Genomic DNA, 25,980 nt, shown 5'->3' with positions numbered 1-25,980 from the left:
CCGGAGCTGAGATGCGTATAATTCTGCCAGACATCGGAGCCCGAAGACGCATGCCGCACACTAAAGATGAATTACCCGACGCGCTGTATAGCGCCGCGCAAGTCCGAGGGCTCGATGCGAGCCTGATCGCGGCCGGTACACCGGGCTTCGAATTGATGCAGCGTGCGGCACGGGCGACCTGGCGTGCGCTGGTCCGCCATTGGCCGAGCGGGCACGAATTGAGTGTGGTGGCCGGCCACGGCAATAACGCGGGCGACGGTTATCTGGTGGCCGTGCTGGCCCGACGTGCCGGCTGGCATGTGCGGGTGCTGGCCGCCGGCGACCCCGGGCGTTTGCAGGGCGATGCCGCGTCGGCGCATGCCGAGGCAGTCGCGCAAGGCGTTGCCATTCAAGATTGGAGCGCGCATTCCGAATTGCGCGGCATTGTGCTGGATGCCTTGCTCGGTACTGGCCTGACCGGTGAAGTACGCGAGCCGTATGCCAGCGTCATCGCCGCGATCAACGCCAGTGGGCTACCGGTTGCGGCGGTAGATATTCCTTCGGGGCTGTGCGCCGATACGGGGCGCCAGCTCGGCATTGCGGTTCGAGCTGACCTGACGGTGACGTTCATCGGTTTGAAGCTGGGGCTGTTCACTGGCGACGCTGCGGATGTGGTTGGCGATTTGGTCTTCAACGATCTGCAAGCGTCCCCCGAAACGTTTATCGGGGCCACGGTCAGTGCTCGTCGCCTGACGGCCGGTAACGTGCCGCGCCTGACCAGTCGCGCTCCCAGCGCCCATAAAGGCAAATTTGGCCACGTATTGCTGATCGGTGGTGATCGCGGTTTTGGCGGCGCCATCCTGCTCAGTGCACAAAGTGCCCTGCGCAGCGGCGCCGGCATGGTGTCCGTGGCCACTCGCAGCGAGCATGTTCCGGCTGCTTTGGCGCGGTTACCTGAAGCCATGGTGCTCGGCACGTCGTCGGCCAATCAATTAATGGGGCTGCTGGAGAAGGCTACAGTGCTGGTGGTCGGCCCGGGGCTGGGGCAGGCCGCCTGGGGGCGCAGTCTGTTGTCGGCCGCGGCCAATGCGTCGCTGCCACAAGTCTGGGATGCCGATGCATTGAACCTGTTGGCCGAAGGTGGTGTGAGCTTGCCTGCAGGCTGTGTCATCACCCCGCATCCTGGCGAGGCAGCGCGATTGCTGGGAATGTCGACGGTCGACGTTCAGGCAGATCGTCCTGCTGCTGCCCATGCGTTGAGCAAAAAATATACAGCGGTGGTGATCCTCAAGGGCGCCGGCAGTTTGATCGCCAGCCCCGACGGGCATCTGGCGTTGTGTCATCAGGGCCATCCGGCCATGGCCAGCGCAGGCTTGGGCGATGTGCTGGCCGGTCTGGTCGGCGCTTTGCTCGCCCAGGGCATGGGCGCGTATGACGCGGCATGCCTGGCGGTCTGGTTGCACGCCAATGCCGGCGAGCAACAAGGTAAATTCGGCCGCGGGCTGGCGGCCAGTGATCTGATTCCAGCCATTCGTCAGTTGTTGGAGGAGCAAGCGCCGTGTCTGAAGTAACCCTGTACCTGGCCGATGAACAGGCCATGAGCGACTTTGGCGCACGTATCGCCAAAACCACCGAAGGGCACGGTTTGATTTTTCTCGAAGGCGATCTGGGTGCGGGGAAAACCACGCTGTCCCGGGGCATCATCCGTGGCCTGGGGCACACAGGCGCGGTGAAAAGTCCGACCTTTACCCTGGTCGAGCCTTACGAGATTGGTGAGATCCGCGCATTTCATTTCGACCTGTATCGGCTGGTCGATCCAGAGGAGCTGGAGTACTTGGGCATCCGCGACTATTTCGAAGACGACGCGTTGTGCCTGATCGAATGGCCCCGTAACGGTGCAGGCTTTTTGCCAAAGCCCGACCTGACCATTACCATTAGCCCGCAAGACAGCGGGCGTTCGCTGAAAATTTTACCGCAAGGCTCGCGTGGCGAGTCGTGGTGTGCCGCTTTGGCATTGGAATCCAAATAAATGATGGGGTTAGGTATGCGCTTTCGCGCGTTGGTTGCTGCCGTAGGGTTGTTGTTTCTGGCGGTGACCGTCGACGCTGTGGCCGAGACGAAGGTCAACAGTGTTCGCCTGTGGCGGGCGCCGGACAACACGCGGCTGGTGTTCGACCTGACAGGGCCTGTCCAGCACAGCGTCTTTACCCTGAGCGCCCCGGATCGGCTGGTGATCGACATTAATGGTGCGACGCTCGGTGCGCCACTGAACGTCAATACCTCGAACACCCCGATCACCGCGATGCGCTCGGCTCAGCGCACGCCGACTGACCTGCGGGTGGTCATCGACCTGAAAAAAGCCGTCACACCCAAAAGCTTCACCCTGGCGCCAAACGCCCAGTACGGCAATCGCCTGGTCGTCGACCTGTTTGACAACGCGGCCGACGCCGCGCCACCGCCTGCGCCGACTCCGTCCGTGGCCACGGTGCCCGCTGTGCCCGTCACGCCCTCCGAGCCTTCGATCAAACTACCACCCGCTCCGGCTGGCAAGCGCGACATTATTGTGGTGATCGATGCCGGCCACGGCGGCGAAGACCCGGGCGCCTCGGGCTCTCGCGGTCAGCGTGAGAAAGACGTGGTGCTGGCCATCGCCCGTGAGCTGCAGCGTCAGGTCAATGGCATGAAAGGTTTCCGCGCCGAACTGACCCGTACCGGCGACTACTTCATTCCGTTGCGCGGCCGTACCGAAATCGCTCGCAAGAAAGGCGCCGACCTGTTCGTTTCGATCCACGCCGACGCCGCGCCTTCAGCCGCCGCGTTCGGTGCGTCGGTGTTTGCCTTGTCTGACCGCGGCGCTACGTCGGAGACCGCCCGTTGGCTGGCCGACAGCGAAAACCGTTCCGACTTGATCGGTGGTGCCGGCAACGTCAGCCTCGACGACAAGGACCGCATGCTGGCTGGCGTGCTGCTCGACCTGTCGATGACCGCTTCCCTGACCTCCAGCCTGAACGTTGGCCAGAAAGTCTTGAGCAACATCGGTCGCGTCACGCCGCTGCACAAACAACGCGTGGAGCAAGCCGGGTTCATGGTGCTGAAGTCGCCGGACATCCCATCGATCCTGGTGGAAACCGGGTTTATCTCCAACGCCAATGAAGCCTCGAAACTCGCGGCATCGAGCCACCAGCAGGCGCTGGCGCGCTCCATCAGCAGCGGCGTGCGGCAGTTCTTCCAGCAGAACCCGCCGCCGGGCACCTACATTGCCTGGCTGCGCGATTCCGGCAAGATTGCCCAAGGCCCGCGTGACCATCGCGTGAGCCCCGGTGAAACCCTGGCGATGATCGCCGTGCGTTATCAGGTGTCTGCAGCCACTTTGCGCAGTGCCAACAACTTGCAAAGTGACGAGCTGAAGATTGGTCAGACATTGACCATTCCCGGTACCGAGCTGGCGGCCAAAGAATGAACCAGGTGCTAACCAATACCGCGCGCATCGAGCTGCTCAGCCCGCGACTGGCGAACCAGATTGCCGCCGGCGAGGTGGTTGAGCGCCCGGCGTCGGTGATCAAGGAGTTGCTGGAAAACAGCCTCGATTCCGGTGCCAAACGCATCGATGTCGATGTGGAGCAGGGCGGCGTCAAGCTGCTGCGGGTGCGCGACGATGGCAGCGGCATTTCCGCCGATGACCTGCCCCTGGCGCTGGCCCGTCACGCCACCAGCAAGATTCGCAATCTGGAAGATCTCGAACAGGTCATGAGCCTTGGCTTTCGCGGTGAGGCGCTGGCGTCCATCAGCTCCGTCGCGCGCCTGACCCTGACGTCCCGCACTCGTGATGCCGATCAGGCCTGGCAAGTGGAAACCGAAGGCCGGGACATGGCGCCTCGCGTGCAACCGGCGGCCCATCCGGTAGGCACTTCAGTAGAAGTGCGCGACTTGTTCTTCAATACCCCGGCGCGCCGCAAGTTTCTCAAGACCGAAAAAACCGAGTTCGATCACCTGCAAGAAGTGATCAAGCGTCTGGCACTGGCGCGATTCGATGTGGCGTTTCATCTGCGCCACAACGGCAAAACCATCCTCAGCCTGCACGAAGCCCATGACGACGCGGCCCGCGCCCGGCGTGTGGCGGCGATCTGCGGGGCGGGTTTCCTGGAGCAGGCGCTGCCGATCGAGATCGAACGCAATGGCCTGCATCTGTGGGGCTGGGTCGGGTTGCCGACCTTCAACCGCAGCCAGGCGGACTTGCAGTATTTCTTTGTGAACGGCCGCGCCGTGCGCGACAAGCTGGTGGCCCACGCAGTGCGCCAGGCTTATCGCGACGTGCTGTTCAACGGTCGGCACCCGACGTTCGTGCTGTTTTTCGAAGTCGATCCGGCGGGCGTCGACGTCAACGTGCACCCGACCAAGCACGAAGTACGTTTCCGTGACGGGCGCATGGTCCACGACTTCCTCTATGGCACCTTGCACCGCGCCCTCGGCGATGTGCGGCCGGATGACCAGTTGGCCGCGCCTGTCGCGACGGCCATGGTTCGGCCGACCGGCATCGAGGCCGGCGAGTTCGGTCCTCAGGGCGAAATGCGTCTGGCGGCCAATGCGCTGCTGGAACAGCCTCAGGCCCAGCCGTCCTTCAATACTACGGCGGGCTCTGGCTCCGGCGCCGGTTATCAGTATCAATACACGCCGCGGCCGCAGTCTGGTGTGCCCGTCGCTGAAGCCCAGGCGGCCTACCGTGAGTTTTTCGCGCCGCTGCCCGAGGCCAACGCGGTCGCGCTGCCGGCCGGGCAGGACGACATTCCGCCGCTGGGTTACGCGTTGGCGCAGCTCAAGGGCATCTATATTCTTTCGGAAAACGCCCAGGGCCTGGTGCTGGTGGACATGCACGCCGCCCATGAGCGGATCATGTACGAGCGCCTGAAAATCGCCATGGCCAGCGAAGGCCTGAGTGGTCAGCCGCTGTTGGTACCGGAATCCCTGGCCGTCAGTCAGCGCGAAGCCGATTGCGCCGAAGAACACGTCGCCTGGTTCCAGCGCCTGGGCTTTGAATTGCAACGTCTGGGTCCGGAAACCCTGGCCATCCGGCAAATCCCCGCGTTGCTGAAACAGGCTGAAGCCAATCGGCTGGTTGGCGACGTTCTGGCGGACTTGATGGAGTACGGCACCAGCGACCGGATTCAGGCGCACCTGAACGAACTGCTTGGCACCATGGCCTGCCACGGCGCGATTCGTGCGAATCGGCGTCTGGCCCTGCCGGAAATGAACGGTCTGCTGCGGGACATGGAAAACACTGAACGCAGCGGTCAATGCAACCATGGCCGACCGACCTGGACCCAGCTGGGCCTGGACGATCTGGACAAACTGTTTTTGCGCGGTCGTTGATGAGCCAGTTCCCTCCTGCGATTTTCCTGATGGGGCCGACGGCTGCCGGCAAGACCGACCTGGCCATCGAACTCACCAAGGTCCTGCCCTGCGAGCTGATCAGCGTCGATTCGGCGCTGGTTTACCGTGGCATGGACATTGGCACCGCCAAGCCTTCCAAAGAGTTGTTGGCCGAATTTCCGCATCGGTTGATCGATATTCTCGACCCGGCCGAGAGTTATTCCGCTGCGGATTTTCGTCGTGATGCGCTTGAGGCCATGGCAGAGATCACCGCTCGGGGCAAAATTCCGCTGCTGGTAGGCGGCACAATGCTCTACTACAAGGCTTTGCTCGAAGGTCTGGCCGACATGCCTGCGGCTGATCCCGATGTTCGCGCGCAAATCGAAGAAGAGGCTGAACGCCTTGGCTGGCAAGCCCTGCACGATCAATTGGCGGTGATCGATCCGCAATCGGCCGCGCGTATTCATCCAAACGATCCGCAGCGCCTGAGTCGCGCATTGGAAGTTTATCGCGTCAGTGGTCAGAGCATGACTGAGCTACGCTTGCGACAATCTGCGCAAAGTACTGAAGCAGCCGCTTCGGGACAGCAACAATTGCCCTATACTGTCGCGAACTTGGCCATCGCTCCGGCAAATCGCCAGGTACTGCACGAGCGTATTAAACAAAGATTCACAAATATGTTGGAACAGGGATTCATCGAGGAGGTCGTAGCCCTGCGAAATAGAGGTGACCTGCATTCAGGGTTGCCGTCTATACGTGCTGTGGGCTATCGACAAGTCTGGGATTACCTGGATGGCAAGCTGACGCAAGCCGAGATGCAGGAGCGTGGAATCATTGCCACGCGCCAATTGGCAAAGCGCCAGTTCACCTGGCTACGCAGTTGGGCTGATTTACACTGGTTGGACAGCCTCGATTGCGACAATCTGCCGCGCGCCTTGAAATACCTTGGGACCATCTCCATATTGAGCTGAGTCCTTGCAATTGCCGTCTATCCTTGGGGGTGTGACGGCCCCAAGCCATCTGTTTACCTATTTTTTATATTGAATCCTTAAAGGAGTGCGGCACATGTCAAAAGGGCATTCGCTACAAGACCCTTACTTGAATACTTTACGTAAAGAGAAAGTGGGGGTTTCCATCTACCTGGTCAACGGGATCAAACTGCAAGGCACGATCGAGTCTTTCGACCAGTTCGTTATCCTGCTGAAAAACACCGTTAGCCAAATGGTTTACAAACACGCTATCTCTACAGTGGTGCCGGTTCGTCCAATTCGTCTGCCTAGCGCAACCGAATCCGAAGCAGGTGACGCTGAGCCAGGTAACGCCTGATAGGAGTCTCCTTTGTTCTTTGAGCGCCACGGTGGTGGTGAACGGGCAATTCTCGTTCACTTGGATGGTCAGGACCCTGAGGCGCGCGAAGATCCGCAGGAGTTTCAGGAGTTGGCAATTTCGGCTGGCGCCGAGACCGTCGCGTTTTTTAACGTGCCGCGTCATCGGCCAACCGCCAAAACCCTGATCAGCAGCGGCAAGGTCGAAGAATTACGCGACCTGGTCAGCGCCGAACAGGTCGATCTGGTGATTTTCAATCACATCCTCACGCCCAGTCAGGAGCGTAACCTCGAACGTATTTTCGAGTGCCGCGTGATTGACCGCACGGGTTTGATTCTCGATATCTTCGCCCAACGTGCCCGTACCCATGAAGGCAAGCTCCAGGTTGAACTGGCCCAGCTTGAGCACATGAGTACGCGGCTGGTTCGTGGCTGGACTCACCTTGAGCGGCAGAAGGGCGGTATCGGTCTGCGCGGCCCGGGTGAAACCCAGCTCGAAACCGACCGGCGCCTGTTGCGGGTTCGCCTGCGGCAGATCAAGGGGCGCCTGGAAAAGGTCCGCAGCCAGCGCGAGCAATCTCGTCGCGGGCGCAAACGTGCTGACATTCCGACGGTTTCACTGGTGGGTTATACCAACGCCGGCAAATCGACGCTGTTCAACTCGGTCACCGATTCCGACGTCTTCGCCGCCGACCAGCTCTTCGCCACCCTCGACCCGACCTTACGCCGACTCGAGCTCGACGACCTCGGGCCGATCGTGCTGGCCGATACCGTAGGCTTCATTCGTCACCTGCCGCACAAACTGGTCGAGGCATTTCGGGCTACGCTCGAAGAGTCGAGCAACTCCGACCTGCTGCTGCACGTGATCGATGCACATGAGCCTGAGCGTATGGCCCAGATCGAACAGGTCATGGTGGTGCTCGGGGAGATCGGGGCGCAAGACTTGCCGATCCTTGAGGTATACAACAAACTCGATTTGCTCGAGGGCGTTGAGCCGCAGATCCAGCGCGATGCCGATGGCAAGCCGCAGCGGGTCTGGTTGTCGGCCAAGGACGGTACCGGTCTGGATTTGCTGAAACAGGCTGTGGCCGAACTGTTAGGCAGTGATTTGTTTGTTGGCACCTTGCGCTTGCCGCAACGTTTTGCTCGACTGCGTGCGCAGTTTTTCGAACTCGGTGCGGTGCAAAAAGAAGAACACGACGAAGAAGGCATCAGCTTGTTGGCCGTTCGCTTGCCACGGATCGAATTGAATCGACTCGTGAGCCGCGAAGGTCTGCAACCGATGGAGTTCATCGAGCAACACACTTTGCAATAAAAGCCTGAGAAAGCGGTTGTGCCGCGGTGACAGGCATTCTGTAGCATTGGTCGGCGCGCCGTGGGTGCGTCTTTGCTTTATCAGATGGAGAGCGCTATGGCTTGGAATGAGCCGGGTGGCAACTCGAATAATCAGGATCCTTGGGGTGGCAAGCGCCGTAATAACGGCGACCGCAAGGGTCCACCAGATCTCGACGAGGCCTTCCGAAAGCTGCAGGAAAGCCTGAACGGGTTGTTCGGTGGTGGCAGGAAACGTGGTGACGAGGGCGGCGGTCCGGGCAAGAGTGGCGGCTTCGGCGGCCTGCTCGGCATCGGTCTTTTCGTGCTGGCGGCCGTGTGGCTGTACAGCGCGGTCTACGTGGTCGACGAGCAGGAGCAGGCCGTGGTGCTGCGCTTCGGCAAATACTACGAAACCGTCGGCCCGGGTCTGAACATCTATTTCCCGCCGATCGATCGCAAGTACCTGGAAAACGTCACGCGTGAGCGTGCCTATACCAAGCAGGGTCAAATGCTGACTGAAGACGAAAACATCGTCGAAGTGCCGCTGACCGTGCAGTACAAGATCAGCAACCTGCAGGACTTCGTGCTGAATGTCGATCAGCCGGAAATCAGCCTGCAGCATGCGACCGACAGTGCCTTGCGTCATGTGGTGGGGTCTACCGCCATGGACCAGGTGCTGACCGAAGGTCGTGAGTTGATGGCCAGCGAAATCAAGGAGCGTCTGCAACGGTTCCTCGATACCTATCGCACCGGTATCACTGTCACCCAGGTCAACGTACAGAGCGCAGCCGCACCGCGTGAAGTTCAGGAAGCCTTCGATGACGTGATCCGCGCCCGTGAAGACGAGCAGCGTTCGCGCAACCAGGCTGAAACCTACGCCAACGGTGTTGTGCCGGAGGCCCGTGGTCAGGCCCAGCGCATCCTTGAGGATGCCAACGGTTACCGCGACGAGACCGTCTCCCGCGCCAAGGGTGAGGCTGACCGCTTCACCAAGCTGGTGGCCGAGTACCGCAAGGCGCCTGAAGTTACCCGTCAGCGTCTGTACCTGGACACCATGCAGGAAATCTTCAGCAACACCAGCAAGGTTCTCGTGACCGGCAACAAGAATGGCCAGAGCAATCTGCTGTATCTGCCGCTGGACAAGATGGTCGAGGATGGTCGCCGCACCAGCACTCCGGTGACCGGCGCGGCAGCCAGCAGCAATGAAGTGAATGTGCGTGCGGCAGCTGATCTGCAGCAGCAGGCACGTACCAGGGAGAGTCGCTGATGAGCAATAAATCGCTGATCGCCCTTATTATCGGCGTCGTCGTGGCGATCGTTGCCTGGAACTGCTTCTACATCGTGGCTCAGACCGAGCGCGCGGTGTTGCTGCAGTTCGGTCGCGTGGTCCAGGCCGATGTCCAGCCGGGCCTGCATGTGAAAGTGCCTTACGTTAACAAGGTGCGCATATTCGACGCGCGCCTGATGACGCTGGATGCACCAACGCAGCGCTTCCTGACGCTGGAAAAGAAAGCCGTGATGGTCGATGCCTATGCCAAGTGGCGCGTGAAAGATGCCGAGCGCTTCTACACCGCGACTTCCGGTCTCAAGCAGATTGCCGACGAGCGTCTTTCCCGTCGCCTGGAATCGGGCCTGCGTGACCAGTTTGGTAAACGTACCCTGCACGAAGTGGTGTCTGGTGAGCGTGATGCACTGATGGCAGACATCACCTCTTCGCTGAACAAGATGGCGGAAAAAGAGCTGGGTATCGAAGTTGTCGATGTCCGGGTCAAAGCCATCGACTTGCCGAAGGAAGTGAACCGCAGCGTGTTCGAACGTATGAGCACAGAGCGTGAGCGTGAGGCTCGCGAGCATCGCGCCAAGGGTAACGAGCTGGCCGAGGGCATCCGTGCCGACGCCGACCGTCAACGCCGCGTGCTGCTGGCTGAAGCCTATCGTGAATCCGAAGAGGTTCGCGGTGACGGTGACGCCCAGGCTGCTGCGATCTACTCCAAGGCATACGGCCAGGACCAGGAGTTCTACGCGTTCTACCGTAGCTTGCGTGCCTATCGTGAAAGCTTCGCGAACAAATCCGACGTCATGGTCCTGGACCCGAGCAGTGACTTCTTCCGTTACCTGGAAAAAGCCAAGCCTTGATACGACGTTGACTGAATCATCCCCCGCCTGGCGGCTAAAGCCTCGGGCGGGGTGATCCTTTGGGAAAACGTGTGTATGATGCGGCAGCCGGGAAATTCCCGGCTTTTTTGCGTCTGCACGTTTGATTGCTGTTTTTATGCAGGCGCCCGAGTTGAATGACTCGACAGGTTTTTCGAGGAAAGTGGTAGGCGAAGCCGATTTCAGGCTTTTCGCTCCGTTGTTCATGCGCGTGGTTTATGCACATGAGCCGATCATTTTCTGCTTCACTCAAGGCTCGCCCAAAGGCTTGCTGCCCGGATCATAGGGGAATGGCGTAATGGCAACGGTAGACCGCTGGCTGCTGCCAGATGGCATCGAAGAAGTACTGCCACCGGAGGCGGCGCGTATTGAAGTCGCGCGTCGCCAGGTGTTGGATCTGTTCCAGAGCTGGGGTTACGAGTTTGTCGTGACCCCCCATATCGAGTACCTGGAATCCCTGCTGACCGGCGCAGGCCAGGATCTCGACCTGCGTACCTTCAAGGTCATCGACCCGCAGTCGGGCCGGCAGATGGGTTTCCGTGCAGACATCACGCCGCAAGTGGCGCGTATCGATGCGCACACCCTGCGTCGCGAAGGTCCGAGCCGTCTGTGCTATGCCGGTAGCGTGCTGCATGCTCAGCCGCGCGCCTTGTCGTCCTCGCGCAGCCCGATTCAGCTGGGCGCCGAGTTGTACGGCGATGCCAGCCCGAGCAGTGACGTGGAAGTCATCAGCCTGATGTTGGCCATGCTGCAGCTGGCCGATGTGCCGGATGTGCACATGGACCTCGGTCATGTCGGCATCTACCGCGGCCTGGCCCGCGCCGCCGGTTTGTCCGGTGAAGTCGAGCAGCAGTTGTTCGATGCGTTGCAACGTAAAGCCATCGACGAGGTCATTACCTTGACCGAAGGCCTGCCAGCCGATCTGTCGGGCATGCTGCGATCGCTGGTGGATCTGTGTGGCGGTCGTGAAGTGTTGAGCGCTGCCCGCGAGCGTCTGGCCAGTGCGCCGGCGCCTGTGCTGGCGGCCCTGGACGATTTGCTGGCGATTGCCGAGCGTCTGTCCACGCGTTTCCCGGAGTTGCCGCTGTACTTCGATCTGGGCGAGTTGCGCGGCTACCACTACCACACGGGTGTGGTGTTCGCCGTGTTCGTGCCGGGTGTTGGCCAGTCCATCGCTCAGGGCGGTCGTTACGACGACATTGGTGCCGATTTCGGCCGTGCCCGTCCGGCGACCGGTTTCTCTACCGATTTGAAAACCCTGGTGACCCTGGGGCGTGCTGAAATCGAGTTACCGTCTGGCGGTATCTGGATGCCTGACAGTACGGATGCAGCACTCTGGCAGCAGGTTTGCCAGTTGCGCAGTGAGGGTCAGCGTGTCGTCCAGGCATTGCCTGGGCAAGCTTTGGCCGCCGCCCGTGAAGCGGACTGCGACCGGCAATTGATTCAGCAGAACGGGCTTTGGCAAGTATTGCCGCTGGCTTCTTGAGTTTTCCTGCCGGCCGCCGCCGGCACCAAGTTTGCGCGAATGAGGACAAGTGTTATGGGTAAGAATGTCGTAGTCCTGGGCACCCAATGGGGTGATGAGGGCAAAGGCAAGATCGTTGATCTGCTGACCGAACATGCTGCCGCCGTAGTGCGCTACCAAGGTGGCCACAACGCTGGCCACACCCTGGTGATCGACGGTGAAAAAACTGTCTTGCACCTGATCCCTTCTGGCGTGCTGCGCGAAGGCGTGCAGTGCCTGATCGGCAACGGCGTGGTGGTTGCACCCGACGCCCTGCTACGGGAAATCAACAAGCTGGAAGAGAAAGGCGTACCGGTGCGCGAGCGCCTGCGCATCAGCCCGTCCTGCCCGCTGATCCTGTCCTACCACGTAGCGCTGGACCAGGCCCGTGAAAAGGCCCGTGGCGAGCTGAAGATCGGCACCACTGGTCGCGGCATTGGCCCGGCTTATGAAGACAAGGTTGCCCGTCGCGGCCTGCGCATCGGTGACCTGTTCCACCGTGAGCGTTTCGCCGCCAAGCTGGGCGAGTTGCTGGATTACCACAACTTCGTACTGGTCAATTACTACAAAGAGCCAGCGATCGACTTCCAGAAGACACTCGACGAGTGCATGGAATACGCCGAGCTGCTCAAGCCGATGATGCTCGACGTCACCGCAGAGCTGCACAATCTGCGTCGTGCCGGCAAGGACATCATGTTCGAAGGCGCCCAAGGCTCCCTGCTGGACATCGACCACGGCACCTACCCGTACGTCACCAGCTCCAACACCACCGCTGGCGGCATCGCCACCGGTTCGGGTGTTGGCCCGATGTTCCTGGACTACATCCTCGGCATCACCAAGGCCTACACCACGCGCGTCGGTTCGGGTCCATTCCCGACTGAGCTGTTCGACGACGTGGGTGCTTTCCTGGCCAAGCGTGGTCACGAGTTCGGCGCTACTACCGGCCGTGCCCGTCGTTGCGGCTGGTTCGACGCCGTCATCCTGCGTCGCGCCATCGACGTCAACAGCATTTCGGGCCTGTGCCTGACCAAGCTGGACGTGCTGGACGGCCTGGAAACCATCAACATCTGCGTAGGCTACAAGAACCAGGATGGTGCAGTGATCGACGCACCGACCGACGCCGACAGCTACATCGGCCTGGAGCCGGTGTACGAGCAGATGCCGGGCTGGAGCGAGTCGACCCTGGGTGCCAAGACCCTGGAAGAGCTGCCTCAGGCTGCGCGCAACTACATCAAGCGCATCGAAGAGTTGGTCGGCGCCCCGATCGACATTATTTCGACGGGCCCGGACCGCAACGAAACCATCGTTCTGCGTCACCCGTTCGCTTAATAAGTCGTTGATGTAAAACACAAAGGCCCCTTAGTCGGGGCCTTTGTCGTTTATGCCTGTTGGACGGCATGACCTTTGCTGTGAATATCGCCTTCAGAATGCCATCAATTTAATGGCGTTAGAGTAGAGGGATTTCCTGTGTCGGCCGTTCTCTCACTGTTACAAAGCCGTCTCTTGCGGCCTGTGTTCGTTACCCTTGGTATCGCCCTTTTGGTGCAGGTGCTGGTGGCTGTCGCTCTGACCCGGAGCACGGTGACTGCGCTGGAAACCGATCTGGGTGTGCGGCTGGATGCCGATAGCCAGAAGCTCTCTGGCGAGCTTGAGCAGGCAGGGCGTGAGGTCACGTCGAGCCTGGATAGCCTGTCCACCAATACCCGTCAGCGCCTGACCGTCGGGCTGTCTTCGCGTCTGAAGGACGAGCAGGCACAGCTGCGTACGATGCTGGAGAAAGACCTGAAGGATTCGGCCAACGACATGGCGCAGCTTCTGGCCTCGGTCGCACCCCCGCGCCATGTGGGACAGCGACATTCCCACCCTGTCCGAATTTGCTCGCCGTGCCCAGCGTAATCCCAACGTGTTGTTCGTGGTCTACGACGACGCTACGGGCCAGCACCTGACGCGCTACCTCAACCGGGAAAACTCGATCAACAAGGCGCTTCTGGAAAAAGGTCAGGGCGAGCGGGCGCTGGACAAGGTGCTGGATGCGGCGAAGAGTGATCCGGCGGTCTACTACCTTGAAGCTTCGATCAGCCCCAATGGGGTGGAAATCGGCAAGGTTTTGATGGGCGTCTCGACCGCCTCCGTGGAAACCGATCTGGCGGCGCTGGACAAGCGTTTCTCGGCGCTGATCGCCAGCAGCGATCAACTGGTGGGGGATAGCCTCAAAGGTGCGGCAGCTGACAGCGCAGCGGCGATGCGCGGGCGTCTGCAATCGGCGCAGTCCACTGCTTCTGAAATGAAAGCCAACACCACGGGCGCCGTGCAGGAAGCCGCAGGGGCTTTGCGCTGGCGCATCGGCATGGGCCTGGCGGTGGTGGGTTTCGGTGTGCTGCTGTTACTGGCGGTGGTGCTGGGGCGTCGAGTGGTCAATCGCCTGAAAATGCTCATTGTCGCGATGGATGACCTGGCAGCGGGTGAGGGCGACCTGACCAAGCGCGTGCAGATCAACAGCCAGGACGAGATCGGCGACATGGCCTCGGCGGTCAATCGCTTTGTGGATAAGTTGCAGCCGATCGTGCGTGAGGCGGGCGATGTGGCTCAGCGCACCGGCGTGGAGATCGGCGCCATGACCCTGCGCAATGCCGGTGCCGATGCGGCCGCGGGCATGCAGCGCGATGAAGTGGCCGAAAGCTTGCGCGCGTTGTCGCAAATGGCTGACGAAGCCCAGTCTGAAAGTCATGCCATGCAGGCCGCCTTGCAGCAAGTGGTGGGTATTCGTCAGGCTACGGATGAAAACACTCGGACCTCGGCGAAAGTCGGCAGTCTCATTGAGGCGTTGGCTGGACAAGTCGACACCGGTGCGAAAGTCATCGAGCGCCTGGCGCAGCAGAGTGAGCAGATTGAAGTGGTGCTGACGGTGATTCACGGGATCGCCGAGCAAACCAACTTACTGGCACTGAACGCGGCCATCGAGGCGGCGCGTGCCGGCGAAACCGGTCGCGGGTTTGCCGTGGTGGCGGACGAGGTGCGGGCGCTGGCGAGCAAGACCCAGAGCTCGACCGGTGACATTCAGGCGCACATCGTGGCGTTGCAGCAGGGGGCGCGTGAGGCCGTCGCGGCAATCGGGCAGGCTGGACGTCAAGCCAGCGAAGGTTTGTTGGTATTGCGCGACAGTGCGCGGTTGCAGCAGTCGGTGCAGGCGTCGGTCGAGCAGGTACATGCGGCGATCGGTCTGGCGACTCAGGCTGCGGCGCATCAGGCGCAAGGTGCGCAGGCCGTGCGTGGGCGGGTTGAAACTATTCATGCCCAGGCTGAAAAAGCCGCTCAGGCGGTGGTGGAAACCACGGCCAGCGGCAAGGTGCTGGATGGTTTGGCTGCGCAGTTGAAGGCGAGCCTGGGGCAGTTCAGGGCTTGAGTTTTTCGTCGGCAGGTCTGGCGCCTTCGCGGGCAAGCCTCGCTCCTACAGGAATTGCGTTGTGCGCAAATTTCGCGAACGACGCTACGCCGCGCTCCCTGTGGCGAGGGAGCTTGCTCCCGTTCGGCTGCGAAGCAGTCGTAAATCCTGAGGATGCGATGTAACTGTCGGGATGGTAGGGGAGCGCTTCGCACTCCAGCGGGAGCAAGCTCCCTCGCCACAGAGGCCACAGGAGAGGGAATGGCTTTGCAGTTTTTGAAAGCCAGAAACGCAAAAACCCGCTTTCGCGGGTTTTTGTGAAATTCAAGATCGTGACCTTGAATTTGAATTGGTGCCCAGAAGAAGACTCGAACTTCCACGACCTTGCGGTCACCAGCACCTGAAGCTGGCGTGTCTACCAATTTCACCATCTGGGCATGATCTTCAGCGTTGCCGCTGTTGATGTGGCGCACTATACGGAGAGCATTTTGATCTGTAAACCCCTGATTTGGTTTTAATAAATCAAAAGCCTGAAATGCAAAAACCCGCTTTCGCGGGTTTTTGTGTGAGCCTTGAAATTGTTCTAATCTCAAGCTCGAAATTGGTGCCCAGAAGAAGACTCGAACTTCCACGACCTTGCGGTCACCAGCACCTGAAGCTGGCGTGTCTACCAATTTCACCATCTGGGCAGTATCGGCAGCGCTAGTGCGTCGTCGATGGCGCGCACTATACGGAGCGTCTTTTTAACTGTAAACCCCTGTCATCAAAAAAACCTGGAAAATTTCACGGACGGCATTCAAATCAGCTTTGCAGTGTCGATAAAGGGCTTTAGACGGGCTGTCGTAGCCTGAAATTTCCCGTTTCATTACGCCTATGCCAAACTAACCCGCATATAGACAAGGTGAAAACTCTCTAATGGCCGATTGGCAATCCCTCGATCCCGAGGCCGCTCGTGAAGCGGAAAAATATGAAAACCCTATTCCTAGCCGCGAACTGATCCTTCAGCACCTTGCTGATCGTGGTTCGCCTGCTAACCGCGAGCAGCTGGTCGAAGAGTTTGGTCTGACCACAGAAGACCAGATCGAAGCCCTGCGCCGCCGCCTGCGCGCCATGGAGCGCGACGCTCAACTCATCTATACCCGTCGCGGCACCTATGCGCCGGTGGACAAGCTCGACCTGATCCTGGGCCGCATCAGCGGTCACCGTGACGGCTTCGGCTTCCTGGTCCCGGACGACGGCAGTGACGATCTGTTCATGAGCCCGGCGCAAATGCGCCTGGTGTTCGATGGCGACCGAGCCTTGGCCCGTGTTTCCGGTCTCGACCGTCGCGGTCGTCGCGAAGGCATGATCGTCGAAGTGGTGTCCCGTGCCCACGAGACTATCGTCGGTCGCTATTTCGAAGAAGGCGGTATCGGTTTCGTTGTCGCGGACAATCCGAAGATCCAGCAAGAAGTGCTGGTGACTCCGGGCCGCAACGCCAACGCCCAGATCGGCCAGTTCGTCGAAGTGAAGATCACTCACTGGCCGACGCCACGCTTCCAGCCGCAAGGCGATGTGGTCGAAGTCGTGGGTAACTACATGGCGCCGGGCATGGAAATCGATGTCGCCCTGCGCACCTACGATATTCCTCACGTCTGGCCTGAAGCGGTGCTCAAGGAAGCCGCCAAGCTCAAGCCGGAAGTCGAAGAAAAAGACAAAGAGAAGCGCATCGACCTGCGTCATCTGCCGTTCGTGACCATCGACGGCGAAGATGCGCGCGACTTCGATGACGCGGTCTACTGCGAAGCCAAGCCGGGCAAGCTGCGCCTGTTCTCCGGCGGCTGGAAGTTGTACGTGGCGATTGCCGACGTTTCCAGCTACGTGAAAATCGGTTCGGCGCTGGATAACGAATCCCAGGTTCGTGGCAACTCGGTGTACTTCCCCGAGCGCGTCGTGCCGATGCTGCCTGAGCAACTGTCCAACGGCCTGTGCTCGCTGAACCCGCATGTCGATCGCCTGGCCATGGTTTGCGAGATGACCATCTCCAAATCCGGCGAGATGACCGACTACTGCTTCTACGAAGCGGTGATTCACTCCCACGCTCGCCTGACCTACAACAAGGTCAGCGCCATGCTGGAAACACCGAAAGCCACCGAGGCGCGTCAGCTTCGTGGTGAATACACCGACGTCCTGCCGCACCTCAAGCAGCTGTACGCGTTGTACAAGGTTCTGCTGGCGGCTCGTCACGTGCGGGGCGCGATCGATTTCGAAACCCAGGAAACCCGGATCATCTTCGGTTCCGAGCGCAAGATTGCCGAAATCCGTCCGACCGTTCGCAACGACGCCCACAAGCTGATCGAGGAATGCATGCTGGCGGCCAACGTGGCCACCGCCGAATTCCTGAAAAAGCACGAAATCCCTGCGCTGTATCGCGTCCACGACGGCCCGCCACCGGAGCGTCTGGAAAAACTGCGCGCCTTCCTCGGCGAGCTGGGCCTGTCCCTGCACAAGGGCAAGGACGGCCCGTCGCCGAAGGATTACCAGGCCTTGCTGGCTGGTATCAAGGATCGTCCGGATTTCCACCTGATCCAGACCGTCATGCTGCGTTCGTTGAGCCAGGCGGTGTACAGCGCCGATAACCAGGGCCACTTCGGCCTGAATTACGAAGCCTATACCCACTTCACCTCGCCGATCCGCCGCTACCCGGACTTGCTCACGCACCGGGCGATTCGCAGCGTCATCCATTCGAAAATGGACACGCCGCACGTTCGCCGTGCCGGCGCGATGAGCATTCCGAAAGCGCGCATTTACCCGTACGACGAGGCAACCCTGGAGCAGCTCGGCGAGCAGTGCTCGATGAGCGAGCGCCGTGCCGACGAAGCCACCCGTGACGTGGTGAACTGGCTCAAGTGCGAGTTCATGAAAGATCGCGTGGGCGAATCGTTCCCGGGTGTGATTACCGCCGTGACCGGTTTCGGCCTGTTCGTCGAACTGACCGACATTTACGTCGAAGGCCTGGTGCACGTTACCGCGCTGCCGGGCGATTACTACCACTTCGATCCAGTGCACCACCGCCTTGCCGGTGAGCGTACCGGTCGCAGTTTCCGCCTCGGCGACACCGTTGAAGTGCGGGTCATGCGCGTCGACCTCGACGAGCGCAAGATCGACTTCGAGATGGCCGAGAAAACCATCAGCGCGCCAATCGGCCGCAAGAAACGTGGCACTGAAACCGCTGCCCCTGCCACGAAGACTGCTGCCGAGCCGGCGCCGGCGAAAACCGGTCGTCGTCCTGCCAAGGAAAAGGCCATCGAGGCCTATCGTCCGAGCGATGCCGCGGCAAAAAATGCCGAGTTGCGCAAAAGTCGTGAACTGAAACAGGCGTTGCTGTCTGAAGCGAAAAGCGGCGGTAAAGCGGCGTCTGGGGGAAAGACCGGGCGGTCGGTGCCTGAAAAGGCCTCCGGCGGCAAGCCAGCCAAACCAAGCAAACACCGTAAAGGCCCGCCCAAAGCGGGTTCCGCTCCAGCCGCCAGAAGCGGCGGGGCGCGTAAACCTAAGGCCAAGTCATGAGTCAGTTGGAAAAGATCTACGGCGTGCACGCGGTAGAAGCGTTGCTGCGTCACCACCCAAAACGCGTCAAGCAGATCTGGCTGGCTGAAGGCCGCAGTGATCCGCGGGTTCAGACGCTGATTGAACTCGCTGCCGAAAACCGCGTTGCGGTCGGTCAGGCCGAGCGCCGTGAACTGGACGCCTGGGTTGAAGGTGTGCACCAAGGCGTGGTGGCGGACGTGAGCCCGAGCCAGGTCTGGGGCGAGGCGATGCTCGACGAATTGCTCGATCGCACCGAAGGCGCACCGTTGCTGCTGGTGCTCGATGGCGTGACCGATCCGCACAACCTCGGTGCTTGCCTGCGTTCTGCCGATGCGGCGGGTGCGTTGGCGGTGATCGTGCCGAAGGACAAGTCAGCCACCCTGACTCCGACGGTACGCAAAGTCGCCTGTGGCGCGGCGGAAGTGATTCCGTTGGTCGCGGTGACCAACCTGGCGCGCACCCTGGAAAAACTCAAGCAGCGCGGCTTGTGGGTCGTCGGTACGGCGGGCGAGGCTGAGCAGGATCTGTATCAGCAAGACTTGACGGGGCCGACCATCTTGATCATGGGCGCGGAGGGCAGCGGGATGCGCCGCCTGACTCGCGATCTTTGCGACTACCTGGTGCGTCTGCCGATGGCAGGCAGCGTCAGCAGTCTCAACGTTTCCGTGGCGACTGGCGTGTGCCTGTTCGAGGCGTTGCGCCAGCGTGGCGTCAAAGCTGCCGGGACCGCCAAAAAGTCCTGATCCGGTTGTAATCCCTGTGGGAGCGAGCCTGCTCGCGATAGCGGAGTTACATTCAGCACCAATGTTGAATGTTGCATCCCATCGCGAGCAGGCTCGCTCCCGCAGTGGTTTTGTGTCTGGGCGAAGATTGGGGTTGTTCAAATAATCACCAATTGCCTTGCACCTCTCTCGACCCTTCTCTACAATTGCGCCCCTTGCTGTGACGGCAGGCACGCATGTGTCTATCGCAAGCAAGTCCATAAGTGTCATTCACTCCTTGTCTGACCGCTTTTGAGCGGCAGGCTACAACCCGTAAGGAGCATTCATGCGTCATTACGAAATCATCTTTTTGGTCCACCCGGATCAAAGCGAGCAAGTCGGCGGCATGGTTGAGCGTTACACCAAGCTGATCGAAGAAGACGGCGGCAAAATCCACCGTCTGGAAGATTGGGGCCGTCGTCAACTGGCCTACGCAATCAACAATGTTCACAAGGCTCACTACGTGATGCTGAACGTTGAGTGCACTGGCAAGGCCCTGGCCGAGCTGGAAGACAACTTCCGCTACAACGATGCAGTGATCCGTAACCTGGTCATCCGTCGCGAAGAAGCCGTTACCGGCCAATCCGAGATGCTCAAGGCTGAAGAAAACCGCAGTGAGCGCCGTGAGCGTCGCGACCGTCCTGAGCACTCCGACGCCGATAGCGTTGATGGTGATGACAGCGACGCCAGCGATAACGCTGACGAGTAATCCACGGACCTTTTGAGGAGCCTATTACATGGCACGTTTCTTCCGTCGTCGTAAATTCTGCCGCTTCACCGCTGAAGACGTGAAAGAGATCGATTACAAAGATCTCAACACTCTGAAAGCCTACGTATCCGAGACCGGCAAAATCGTTCCAAGCCGCATCACCGGTACCAAAGCTCGTTATCAGCGTCAGCTGGCCACCGCTATCAAGCGCGCCCGCTTCCTGGCCCTGCTGGCCTACACCGACAGCCACGGCCGCTGAGACCGGGCAGTCGACACGTAGCAAAGGATTGAATGCATGCGCGCCTTAGCTGAGTTCATCATGCGCGGCCGTATGCAGGCCACTCTGGTAGTGGCCGGATGCGCAACATTGCCGTTGTTGTATTGGTTGGGTGCTGCCGCCGGATGCCTTGTGCTCCTGCGGCGCGGATTGAGGGACGCCCTGGGCGTTCTTGCTCTGGGGCTGCTGCCGGCGTTGATCTGGTGGCTTTACTCCGACGACCCACGGGCACTTCTGGTGCTGCTGGGGTCTTCGAGCCTTGCGTTGGTTTTGCGCGCAAGCGAGTCCTGGAACCGCGTGCTGCTGGTCAGCATAGCGATGGGAGTGGTGTTTTCAGTGGTGCTGGGGGCGGCTTTTGCGCCCCAGATCGAGATGCTGGCGCAGGCTTTGATAAAAGTCATGCCGTCGCTACTCGGTGATGTCTACCAGCAATTGTCGGTAGACGAGCAAGCGCGATTCGCGTCCCTGATTGCACCGGTCCTGACTGGCCTGATTGCGGCCTTGTTGCAAATCGTCAGTGTGCTGAGCCTGATTGTCGGGCGCTACTGGCAGGCGTTGTTGTACAACCCGGGTGGTTTTGGTCGCGAGTTTCGTGCCATCCGAATCCCGCTTTTACCGGCGATGTTGCTGCTGGTGTTGATGCTTCTGGGGCCTAACTTAGGCTCGCAGATGGCCATGTTGACACCGTTGTGCAGCGTACCGCTGGTGTTCGCCGGGCTGGCCCTGATTCACGGGCTGGTGGCGCAAAAACGACTGGCCAAATTCTGGCTGGTGGGGTTGTACGTCACGCTGTTGCTGTTCATGCAGCTGATCTATCCGTTGCTGGTGGTCCTGGCCATCGTCGACAGCCTGATTGATTTTCGCGGTCGTTCGGCGCCGAAAGATGCCGATAACGCGAACGGTGAAGGTTAAAAGTTAAGAGGATTTTCACATGCAACTGATCCTTCTGGAAAAAGTCACCAACCTGGGCAACCTGGGTGACAAAGTGAACGTTAAGGCTGGTTACGGTCGTAACTACCTGCTGCCTTACGGCAAAGCTACCGCTGCGACCGCTGCCAACCTGGCTGCGTTCGAAGAGCGTCGCGCTGAGCTGGAAAAAGCCGCAGCAGACCGTAAAACTTCGGCTGAAAGCCGTGCCGCCCAACTGGCTGAGCTGGAAGTGACTATCACTGCCACCGCTGGTGACGAAGGCAAGCTGTTCGGTTCGATTGGCACCCACGACATCGCTGATGCACTGACCGCCTCTGGCGTTGAAGTTGCAAAAAGCGAAGTTCGTCTGCCGAACGGCACCATCCGCAACGTAGGCGAATTCGACGTAGCCGTGCACCTGCACGCCGAAGTTGAAGCCACCGTACGCGTTGTCGTGGTAGCAGCTTAAGCAGCACTTGTCGGCTGGCACCCTCGGGTGCTTGCCGGTAACATCGGGCACGATCCTGTTTACAGGTCGTGCCCTTTGTCTTTCTGCGGTTCCTGATTTTCTACAAACTAATTCCAAGTGGCCATGAACGATATTTCCGCTCCCGAGCAATACGATCTGCAAACCGCTGCCCTGAAGGTGCCGCCGCATTCCATCGAGGCCGAACAGGCTGTACTCGGTGGCCTGATGCTGGACAACAACGCCTGGGAACGCGTGCTCGATCAAGTCTCCGACGGCGATTTCTATCGGCATGACCACCGCCTGATTTTCCGCGCGATCGCCAAACTGGCCGATCAGAACATGCCGATCGACGTCGTGACCCTGTCCGAGCAACTGGACAAGGAAGGTCAGACCTCGCAAGTCGGCGGGCTCGGTTACCTCGGCGAACTGGCGAAAAACACGCCGTCGGTCGCCAACATCAAGGCCTATGCCCAGATCGTTCGCGAGCGGGCAACCTTGCGCCAGCTGATCGGCATCAGTACCGAAATCGCCGACAGCGCCTTCAACCCCGAAGGCCGCACTGCCGCCGAAATCCTCGACGAAGCCGAACGGCAGATCTTCCAGATCGCCGAAGCCCGTCCGAAAACCGGCGGCCCGGTGAGCGTGAATGACCTGCTGACCAAGGCCATCGACCGCATTGACACCTTGTTCAACACCGACAACGCCATCACTGGCCTGTCCACCGGCTACACCGACCTCGACGAGAAGACCAGCGGCCTGCAGCCGTCCGACCTGATCATCGTCGCCGGCCGTCCATCCATGGGTAAAACCACCTTTGCGATGAACCTGGTGGAGAACGCCGTGTTGCGCAGCGAGAAGGCCGTATTGGTTTACTCGCTGGAAATGCCAGGCGAATCGTTGATCATGCGTATGTTGTCGTCCCTGGGGCGCATCGACCAGACCAAGGTCCGTTCGGGGCAGCTGGAAGATGACGATTGGCCGCGCCTGACCTCGGCGGTCAACCTGCTCAACGATCGCAAGCTGTTTATCGACGATACCGCCGGCATCAGCCCATCGGAAATGCGTGCCCGGACCCGGCGTCTGGTGCGTGAGCACGGTGAAGTCGGTCTGATCATGATCGACTACCTGCAACTGATGCAGATCCCGGGTTCCAGCGGTGACAACCGGACCAACGAGATTTCCGAGATTTCCCGGTCCCTGAAAGCCCTGGCCAAGGAATTCAACTGCCCGGTGGTGGCATTGTCCCAGCTCAACCGTTCCCTGGAACAACGCCCGAACAAACGCCCGGTGAACTCCGACTTGCGTGAATCCGGTGCGATCGAGCAGGACGCCGACGTGATCATGTTCGTTTACCGGGACGAGGTGTATCACCCGGAAACCGAACACAAAGGCATTGCCGAAATCATCATCGGCAAGCAGCGGAACGGCCCGATCGGCTTTATCCGCCTGGCCTTCATCGGTAAGTACACCCGATTCGAGAACCTGGCGCCGGGTAGCTATAACTTCGACGACGACGAATAACCTGTGGCAAGGGGGCTTTGCTTGCTCCCGCTCGGCTGCGCAGCAGTCGTAAAATCAGCCGACTCGAGTTGTCTGAAGGAATAGGTTTGGGGTTGCTTCGCAACCCAGCGGGAGCAAGCTCCCTCGCCATAGGTTGTGGGCCTGACCCCAAGATCTCGCCTCGAAGTGAACACCACCAATTTCCGACCATAGCCGTCGGAATTGGTCAAAATTTGTGCTATATTCCGCGCCCGCGAAATTCAATGAAAGCCAACACCGGTTATCGACATGCAAGCAGCCAAGCCGTTATTTGACTATCCAAAGTACTGGGCCGAATGTTTCGGGCCAGCGCCATTCCTGCCGATGAGCAGAGAGGAGATGGATCAGCTCGGCTGGGATTCTTGCGACATCATCATCGTCACCGGCGATGCCTACGTCGACCACCCGTCGTTTGGCATGGCGATCATCGGCCGGCTGCTGGAGGCCCAGGGCTTCCGCGTCGGGATCATCGCGCAGCCGAACTGGCAATCCAAAGACGACTTCATGAAGCTCGGCGAGCCGAACCTGTTTTTCGGTGTCGCGGCCGGCAACATGGACTCGATGATCAACCGCTACACCGCTGACAAGAAAATCCGTTCCGACGACGCCTACACCCCTGGTGGCCTGGCGGGCAAACGTCCGGACCGCGCGAGCCTGGTTTACAGCCAGCGCTGCAAGGAAGCCTACAAGCACGTACCGATCGTGCTCGGTGGCATCGAAGCATCCCTGCGCCGCATCGCCCATTACGATTATTGGCAGGACCGGGTGCGCAACTCGATCCTGATCGACGCCTGCGCCGACATCCTGCTCTACGGCAACGCCGAGCGTGCAATTGTCGAAGTCGCCCAGCGCCTGTCCTACGGCCACAAGATCGAAGACATCACCGACGTGCGCGGCACCGCGTTCATCCGTCGTGATACGCCGCAAGGCTGGTACGAAGTCGATTCCACACGCATCGACCGTCCGGGCAAGATCGACAAGATCATCAACCCGTACGTGAACACGCAAGACACCGCGGCCTGCGCCATCGAGCAGGAAAAAGGTCCGGTTGAAGACCCGAGCGAAGCCAAAGTCGTGCAGATCCTGGCCAGCCCGAAAATGACCCGCGACAAGACCGTGATTCGTTTGCCGTCGGTTGAAAAGGTCCGTGGTGACGCCGTGCTTTACGCCCACGCCAACCGCGTGCTTCACCTGGAAACCAACCCGGGCAATGCCCGCGCACTGGTGCAGAAGCATGGTGAAGTGGACGTCTGGTTCAACCCGCCTCCGATTCCGATGACCACCGAAGAAATGGACTACGTGTTCGGCATGCCTTACGCACGGGTTCCGCACCCGGCGTACGGCAAGGAAAAGATTCCTGCCTACGAGATGATCCGTTTCTCGGTGAACATCATGCGCGGCTGCTTCGGCGGCTGCACCTTCTGCTCGATCACCGAGCATGAAGGCCGGATCATCCAGAACCGTTCCGAAGAGTCGATCATTCGCGAAATCGAAGAAATCCGCGACAAGGTGCCAGGTTTCACCGGTGTCATTTCCGACCTCGGCGGCCCGACCGCGAACATGTACCGTATCGCCTGCAAGACTCCGGAGATCGAATCCGCGTGCCGCAAGCCTTCGTGTGTGTTCCCCGGCATTTGCCCGAACCTGAACACCGATCACTCGTCGCTGATCCAGCTCTATCGTAGTGCCCGTGCCTTGCCGGGTGTGAAGAAGATCCTGATCGCGTCCGGCCTGCGCTACGACCTCGCGGTCGAGTCGCCGGAATACGTCAAGGAACTGGTGACCCATCACGTCGGCGGCTACCTGAAGATCGCCCCGGAACACACCGAGGAAGGTCCGCTCAACCAGATGATGAAACCGGGCATCGGCAGCTATGACAAGTTCAAGCGCATGTTCGAGAAGTACACCAAGGAAGCCGGCAAAGAGCAGTACCTGATTCCGTACTTCATCGCCGCTCACCCGGGCACCACCGACGAAGACATGATGAACCTGGCCCTGTGGCTCAAGGGCAACGGTTTCCGTGCCGACCAGGTGCAGGCGTTCTACCCGTCGCCGATGGCTACCGCCACCGCGATGTACCACTCGGGCAAGAACCCGTTGCGTAAGGTCACTTACAAGAGTGACGGCGTGACCATCGTCAAGAGCGAAGAGCAGCGTCGCTTGCACAAGGCGTTCTTGCGTTACCACGACCCGAAAGGCTGGCCGATGCTGCGTGAGGCGCTGACCCGCATGGGCCGAGCCGATTTGATCGGGCCGGGCAAGAACCAATTGATCCCGCTGCATCAGCCTGCGACCGACAGCTATCAAAGCGCCCGTCGCAAGAACTCGACGCCGGCCGGCAGCCACAAAGTGGCAGGGGAAAAGACCACCAAGATCCTGACCCAGCACACTGGCCTGCCACCGCGTGCCAGCGATGGCGGCAACCCGTGGGACAAGCGTGAACAAGCCAAGGCCGCGGCATTCGCCCGTAACCAGCAGGCTGCCAAGGAGCGCAAGGATGCGGCCAAAGGCAAGGGGCCGAAACCTGCGCGCAAGCCGGTTGTACCGCGCTAAGCCTCGCTTGAGCTGAACAGAACGCCAACCTTCGGGTTGGCGTTTTGCGTTTCAGGAACAATGAACTTCATTGTGGCGAGGGAGCTCGCTCCCGTTCGGCTGCGAAGCAGTCGCAAACCCGACTTGCACATTTCAATGGAATGGACCCATTGCCTGACTCAAGGGCCGCTT

Annotated in this window: 19 protein-coding genes, 2 tRNA genes and 1 pseudogene; 20 read left to right on the top strand and 2 right to left on the bottom strand. The window is 60.1% G+C overall.

All coding sequences use genetic code 11. The annotated features are described in order from the left end of the window. The first annotated feature begins 50 nt into the window (after window positions 1-50). The 12 genes and pseudogenes from ACZ9BB_RS21370 (at window position 51) to ACZ9BB_RS21315 (ending at window position 15,046) form a co-directional block, all read left to right on the top strand. Window positions 51-1,550 carry an NAD(P)H-hydrate dehydratase gene (locus ACZ9BB_RS21370; RefSeq protein WP_476215988.1) on the top strand — a complete coding sequence of 500 codons (1,500 nt, stop codon included), beginning with the start codon at window positions 51-53 and terminating at the stop codon, window positions 1,548-1,550. Continuing rightward, entirely contained in the window at window positions 1,538-2,008 is a 471-nt protein-coding gene (gene tsaE, locus ACZ9BB_RS21365) for a tRNA (adenosine(37)-N6)-threonylcarbamoyltransferase complex ATPase subunit type 1 TsaE (RefSeq protein ID WP_476215986.1), read from the top strand. The genes ACZ9BB_RS21370 and tsaE overlap by 13 nt, the downstream gene beginning before the upstream one ends. Continuing rightward, complete coding sequence (locus tag ACZ9BB_RS21360; protein WP_476215984.1) at window positions 2,009-3,439, top strand: N-acetylmuramoyl-L-alanine amidase; 1,431 nt, start codon at window positions 2,009-2,011, stop codon at window positions 3,437-3,439. Then, window positions 3,436-5,346: a DNA mismatch repair endonuclease MutL gene (gene mutL / locus ACZ9BB_RS21355; protein WP_476215982.1), complete on the top strand. Its 1,911-nt coding sequence runs from the start codon at window positions 3,436-3,438 to the stop codon at window positions 5,344-5,346. The genes ACZ9BB_RS21360 and mutL overlap by 4 nt, the downstream gene beginning before the upstream one ends. Then, a complete protein-coding gene (gene miaA, locus ACZ9BB_RS21350; RefSeq protein WP_476218372.1) occupies window positions 5,346-6,317 on the top strand; it encodes a tRNA (adenosine(37)-N6)-dimethylallyltransferase MiaA in 972 nt (323 codons plus the stop codon). Before mutL ends, miaA begins: the two co-directional genes overlap by 1 nt. Window positions 6,318-6,411: 94 nt before the next feature. Continuing rightward, entirely contained in the window at window positions 6,412-6,672 is a 261-nt protein-coding gene (hfq, locus tag ACZ9BB_RS21345) for an RNA chaperone Hfq (protein ID WP_007902656.1), read from the top strand. Window positions 6,673-6,684: 12 nt separating this feature from the next. Next, window positions 6,685-7,986 (top strand): ribosome rescue GTPase HflX, encoded by a 1,302-nt coding sequence (gene hflX, locus ACZ9BB_RS21340; RefSeq protein ID WP_008009827.1) that lies wholly within the window; start codon window positions 6,685-6,687, stop codon window positions 7,984-7,986. A 96-nt stretch (window positions 7,987-8,082) separates the two neighbouring features. After that, entirely contained in the window at window positions 8,083-9,252 is a 1,170-nt protein-coding gene (hflK, locus tag ACZ9BB_RS21335) for an FtsH protease activity modulator HflK (protein WP_476215976.1), read from the top strand. Then, entirely contained in the window at window positions 9,252-10,121 is an 870-nt protein-coding gene (hflC, locus tag ACZ9BB_RS21330; RefSeq protein ID WP_476215975.1) for a protease modulator HflC, read from the top strand. The genes hflK and hflC overlap by 1 nt, the downstream gene beginning before the upstream one ends. 316 nt (window positions 10,122-10,437) lie before the next feature. Beyond that, window positions 10,438-11,625 carry an ATP phosphoribosyltransferase regulatory subunit gene (locus tag ACZ9BB_RS21325; protein WP_476215973.1) on the top strand — a complete coding sequence of 396 codons (1,188 nt, stop codon included), beginning with the start codon at window positions 10,438-10,440 and terminating at the stop codon, window positions 11,623-11,625. 54 nt (window positions 11,626-11,679) lie between these two features. Continuing rightward, window positions 11,680-12,972 (top strand): adenylosuccinate synthase, encoded by a 1,293-nt coding sequence (locus tag ACZ9BB_RS21320; protein ID WP_476215971.1) that lies wholly within the window; start codon window positions 11,680-11,682, stop codon window positions 12,970-12,972. A 138-nt stretch (window positions 12,973-13,110) separates the two neighbouring features. Next, window positions 13,111-15,046, top strand: a pseudogene (locus tag ACZ9BB_RS21315) (methyl-accepting chemotaxis protein). A 329-nt stretch (window positions 15,047-15,375) separates the two neighbouring features. Here ACZ9BB_RS21315 and ACZ9BB_RS21310 read toward each other — a convergent pair. Continuing rightward, window positions 15,376-15,462, bottom strand: a tRNA-Leu gene (locus tag ACZ9BB_RS21310). 165 nt (window positions 15,463-15,627) lie between these two features. Next, window positions 15,628-15,714, bottom strand: a tRNA-Leu gene (locus tag ACZ9BB_RS21305). A 226-nt stretch (window positions 15,715-15,940) separates the two neighbouring features. Between ACZ9BB_RS21305 and rnr the strand changes: the two genes are divergently transcribed. From rnr to ACZ9BB_RS21265, 8 genes are all read left to right on the top strand, one after another. Continuing rightward, window positions 15,941-18,571, top strand: coding sequence for a ribonuclease R (rnr, locus tag ACZ9BB_RS21300; protein WP_476215970.1), 2,631 nt, complete (start codon window positions 15,941-15,943; stop codon window positions 18,569-18,571). After that, entirely contained in the window at window positions 18,568-19,335 is a 768-nt protein-coding gene (gene rlmB / locus ACZ9BB_RS21295) for a 23S rRNA (guanosine(2251)-2'-O)-methyltransferase RlmB (protein ID WP_018928494.1), read from the top strand. The genes rnr and rlmB overlap by 4 nt, the downstream gene beginning before the upstream one ends. A 304-nt stretch (window positions 19,336-19,639) precedes the next feature. Beyond that, complete coding sequence (gene rpsF / locus ACZ9BB_RS21290; RefSeq protein ID WP_095052890.1) at window positions 19,640-20,062, top strand: 30S ribosomal protein S6; 423 nt, start codon at window positions 19,640-19,642, stop codon at window positions 20,060-20,062. A 28-nt stretch (window positions 20,063-20,090) separates the two neighbouring features. Further along, on the top strand, window positions 20,091-20,321 hold the full coding sequence (gene rpsR, locus ACZ9BB_RS21285; protein ID WP_002551829.1) for a 30S ribosomal protein S18: 231 nt from the start codon (window positions 20,091-20,093) through the stop codon (window positions 20,319-20,321). A 36-nt stretch (window positions 20,322-20,357) separates the two neighbouring features. Continuing rightward, on the top strand, window positions 20,358-21,251 hold the full coding sequence (locus ACZ9BB_RS21280) for a hypothetical protein (RefSeq protein WP_476215966.1): 894 nt from the start codon (window positions 20,358-20,360) through the stop codon (window positions 21,249-21,251). A 19-nt stretch (window positions 21,252-21,270) separates the two neighbouring features. Continuing rightward, the gene (gene rplI / locus ACZ9BB_RS21275) at window positions 21,271-21,717 is read left to right on the top strand and encodes a 50S ribosomal protein L9 (protein WP_003197251.1); all 447 of its coding nucleotides are present in this window, start codon (window positions 21,271-21,273) and stop codon (window positions 21,715-21,717) included. A 123-nt stretch (window positions 21,718-21,840) separates the two neighbouring features. Continuing rightward, window positions 21,841-23,238, top strand: a complete 1,398-nt coding sequence (gene dnaB, locus ACZ9BB_RS21270; RefSeq protein ID WP_476215964.1) for a replicative DNA helicase — start codon at window positions 21,841-21,843, stop codon at window positions 23,236-23,238. Between the two features lie 267 nt (window positions 23,239-23,505). Beyond that, window positions 23,506-25,809: a YgiQ family radical SAM protein gene (locus tag ACZ9BB_RS21265; RefSeq protein WP_007939575.1), complete on the top strand. Its 2,304-nt coding sequence runs from the start codon at window positions 23,506-23,508 to the stop codon at window positions 25,807-25,809. Window positions 25,810-25,980 lie beyond the last annotated feature (171 nt).

The sequence above is a fragment of the Pseudomonas sp. TE3552 genome (assembly GCF_056278945.1).
Note: the sequence above shows the minus strand (reverse complement) of the source record. Positions and strands in the feature narration are given on the sequence as shown.

Coding starts and splice junctions, on each gene's coding strand:
- rlmB (WP_018928494.1), top strand. CDS start 18,568: ATGAGTCAGTTGGAAAAGATCTACGGCGTGCACGCGGTAGAAGCGTTG.
- dnaB (WP_476215964.1), top strand. CDS start 21,841: ATGAACGATATTTCCGCTCCCGAGCAATACGATCTGCAAACCGCTGCC.
- ACZ9BB_RS21325 (WP_476215973.1), top strand. CDS start 10,438: ATGGCAACGGTAGACCGCTGGCTGCTGCCAGATGGCATCGAAGAAGTA.
- rpsF (WP_095052890.1), top strand. CDS start 19,640: ATGCGTCATTACGAAATCATCTTTTTGGTCCACCCGGATCAAAGCGAG.
- mutL (WP_476215982.1), top strand. CDS start 3,436: ATGAACCAGGTGCTAACCAATACCGCGCGCATCGAGCTGCTCAGCCCG.
- ACZ9BB_RS21280 (WP_476215966.1), top strand. CDS start 20,358: ATGCGCGCCTTAGCTGAGTTCATCATGCGCGGCCGTATGCAGGCCACT.
- rplI (WP_003197251.1), top strand. CDS start 21,271: ATGCAACTGATCCTTCTGGAAAAAGTCACCAACCTGGGCAACCTGGGT.
- hfq (WP_007902656.1), top strand. CDS start 6,412: ATGTCAAAAGGGCATTCGCTACAAGACCCTTACTTGAATACTTTACGT.
- hflC (WP_476215975.1), top strand. CDS start 9,252: ATGAGCAATAAATCGCTGATCGCCCTTATTATCGGCGTCGTCGTGGCG.
- ACZ9BB_RS21370 (WP_476215988.1), top strand. CDS start 51: ATGCCGCACACTAAAGATGAATTACCCGACGCGCTGTATAGCGCCGCG.
- ACZ9BB_RS21265 (WP_007939575.1), top strand. CDS start 23,506: ATGCAAGCAGCCAAGCCGTTATTTGACTATCCAAAGTACTGGGCCGAA.
- miaA (WP_476218372.1), top strand. CDS start 5,346: ATGAGCCAGTTCCCTCCTGCGATTTTCCTGATGGGGCCGACGGCTGCC.
- hflK (WP_476215976.1), top strand. CDS start 8,083: ATGGCTTGGAATGAGCCGGGTGGCAACTCGAATAATCAGGATCCTTGG.
- rnr (WP_476215970.1), top strand. CDS start 15,941: ATGGCCGATTGGCAATCCCTCGATCCCGAGGCCGCTCGTGAAGCGGAA.
- ACZ9BB_RS21360 (WP_476215984.1), top strand. CDS start 2,009: ATGATGGGGTTAGGTATGCGCTTTCGCGCGTTGGTTGCTGCCGTAGGG.
- rpsR (WP_002551829.1), top strand. CDS start 20,091: ATGGCACGTTTCTTCCGTCGTCGTAAATTCTGCCGCTTCACCGCTGAA.
- ACZ9BB_RS21320 (WP_476215971.1), top strand. CDS start 11,680: ATGGGTAAGAATGTCGTAGTCCTGGGCACCCAATGGGGTGATGAGGGC.